Source organism: Pseudomonas sp. (assembly GCF_049590575.1).
GTDB lineage: Bacteria > Pseudomonadota > Gammaproteobacteria > Pseudomonadales > Pseudomonadaceae > Aquipseudomonas.
Map to the genome: position 1 here is coordinate 1 of NZ_JBAWDE010000044.1, position 3,068 is coordinate 3,068.

Annotated in this window: 1 protein-coding gene; it reads right to left on the reverse strand. The window is 67.6% G+C overall.

Going from position 1 to position 3,068, the window contains the following annotated elements:
- Window positions 1-3,068 (reverse strand): non-ribosomal peptide synthetase (locus tag WBR57_RS03350; protein WP_424082096.1); only part of this gene is annotated, 3,068 nt, incomplete at both ends.

Genomic DNA, 3,068 nt, shown 5'->3' on the forward strand with positions numbered 1-3,068 from the left:
TTGATAAACACCCCGAGCGCGCGGTCGGCGCCCTCGCCGCCCTGCATGCGGCCGACCAGTACCGTGCCGAACACCACGCTGCTGCGGTTGGACGTGGCTGCCAGCACCTGGCCCCAGGCCAGGTGGAACAGGCTCGCCGTGCTCACGCCGAGCACACGCGCCTGGGCACGCAAGCGGCGGTTGAGGCCGGCGTCCAGGTGCAGCCGGTGTTCTTCGATGGCGCTGCCGTCGCCGCGCACATCCTGCAGGCCGAAGGGCAAGGTCGGTTCATCGACGTCGCCGAGCATCTCGCGAAAGAACGCTTCGTGTTCCTGCTCGCTCACGCCGAGACGCGCCTGCGCCACATAGTTGCGGTATGGCATCGGGGCCGCCGTGGGGGCTGGATGGCCCAGCAGGTAGCCCTGCATTTCACGCAGCACCACGTCAAAAGCGGTGTGGTCCAGCGCGATATGGTGATAGAGCAGCACCACCACCACGCGCCCATTCGCCGGGTCCTGGGCGTACATCAGGCGGATCAGCGGGGCCTGGCTGATGTCCAGGCGATAGCGCCGCGCATCGAAACGCGCATGCAGGCCGGCCAGTACATCGCCCTGCAAGTGCAGTTCCTGCACCACCAGTTCAGCCTGGCGCCATACCACTTGCAGCGGTTGCGCCAGGCCTTCCCAGACGATCCCGGTGCGCAGGATGTCATGGCGGTTGATCACCTGCTGCAGCGCCTGGGCAAAAGCCTGCAGCCGCTCGAGGCTGTCAAACGCCAGGTGCGATTGCAGCAGGTAGGGGTCGCCCTGCTCGGCCGTCAGGTAGTGGTAAAGAATACCCTCCTGCAACGGCGCCAACGGGTAGATGTCCTGCACATTGGCGGCGCCACCGGGGACGCGGGCGACCACCTGATCCAGGGTCGATTGGTCCAGTGAGACCAGAGGCAGCAGGTCCGGGGTGATGCGCTGGCAACCGGCGGCGATGCGGTTTTCCGGGACGTGCACTTCGCGGCCACTGCCCACCGCGGCAGCCAGCGCGGCCAAGGTCGGCTGGCTGAACAGCACCCGCACGTCGGCGCTGAGGTCGGCCTGGCGCATGCGCTCGATCAGGCTGACCGCCAGCAGCGAATGCCCGCCCAGTTCGAAGAAGTGGTCATGGCGCCCCACTTGCTCAACCTGCAACACCTCGGCCCAGATCCGCGCCAGGGTGGTTTCCACGGCACCTTGCGGCGCCTCGTAGGCACGGCTGAGCAAGGCCGATTGCTCGGGATCCGGCAAGGCCTTGCGGTCCAGCTTGCCGTTGGCGGTCAGCGGCAGCGCATCAAGCCTGACGTAGGCCACCGGCACCAGCGAGTCGGGCAGCTGCGCTTGCAGGTGCGCGCGCAGGCTTTCAATCGTCAAGGCGCGGTGTTCGGTGAACCAGGCCACCAGGCGGCCCTCGCGCACCAGCACCACGGCCTCGCCGACGCCGTCGAGTGCGGCCAGGCGGCTTTCGATTTCGCCCAGTTCCACCCGCACACCGCGCACTTTGACCTGGTCATCGTTACGGCCCAGGTACTCGAGGTTGCCGTCGGGCAGCCAGCGCACTAGGTCACCGGTGCGGTACATGCGGCCGGGGTTGAACGGGTCGTGCAGGAAGCGTTCGGCGGTCATTTCGGGACGGTTGAGGTAGCCCCGCGCCACGCCGCTGCCGCCCACGTACAGCTCACCGGCGACGCCCACCGGCACCGGGCGTAACTGTGCATCCAGCACATACACGCTGGCATTCGCGATGGGCCGGCCGATATGCAGCGTCTGCCCGGCACGCACCCGGCCGGAGGTGGCGACCACCGTGGCCTCGGTCGGCCCGTAGTTGTTGATCACGGCAAAGCGCCGCTCCTGGCTGAACTGGCGCAGGCGGTCGCCACCGATCAGCAGGATGCGCAGCGTCGGGTGTTGCAGGTGCTGGCTGAAGGCGTACTCGGCCACCGGTGTCGGCAGGAAGCTCACATCCAGCGGCTGCGCCAGCCACCAGGCGAGCAGCGCGTCGATGTGTTCATTGCCCACCTCGGCCGGCGGCAGGTGCAGGGTGGCGCCCGCGCACAGCGCCGGCCACACCTCCCAGGCCATCGCATCAAAACCGAAACCGGCGACGCTGCTGGTATGGCTGCGCGCGTCCAGGCCGAACGCTTCGCAATGCCAGTGCACCAGGTTTTCCACGGTGCGGTGCTCCACCATCACGCCTTTGGGCTGGCCGGTGGAGCCGGAGGTGTAGATCACATAGGCCAGGTTGGCCGGGGTCAGGCCAGCCGGTTGCGGGTTGCTGACCAGAGGGTGCTGCGATCCGCCGTGGTGCAGGTCCACGGTAGCGACCCCGCCCAACAGGTCGCGTGTACTCGGCTCTGCCAACACCGCCACTGGCGTGCTGTCCTGCAACAGATAGGCGATGCGTTCGGCCGGGTACGCCGGGTCGATCGGCACATACGCCGCACCGGCCTTGAGAATGCCCAGCAGCCCCACCAGCATCTGCGGGCCGCGACGGCAGCAGAGCGCAACGCGGTCATCCGGCTGCACGCCGAGTTCCAGCAGGTGATGGGCCAACCGGTTGGCGCGTTGATTGAGTTGCTGATACGTCAGGCTTTCGCCGTCTTGCTGCACGGCAATCGCGTCGGGCTGGCGCTCGGCCTGGACCTCGAAGGCGCCGTGCAGGGTGTGCCCGGTCGGGAAATCCGCAGCGGTGGCGTTGAACTCGACCAACAGGGTCTGGTGCTCCGCCGCAGGCACCATCTGCAGGTGGTTGAGCGCAGCGGCGGGCGCCTGTTCCAGTGTGGTGACCAACTGCTCCACGGCGTTGTGCATGTAGCCGCACAGCCGCTGGGCGCCGATCTGCGGCAGCGCCAGCACCGTCAGGCCAAAGCCTGTGCCGAAGTCATCCACGCTGAGCGTCAACGGGTAGTTACTGCGTTCTTCACCGCCCAGCAGTTGCACGCCTTCCCAGATCCCGTGGCCATCGCGGGCCATTTCACCGGGTGTGCTGTGACGGTAATTGAGCAACGCGCTGAACAGCGGCACGGCCGCCGGAACGCCGCTGCAACGCTGGGCCAGCGCCAG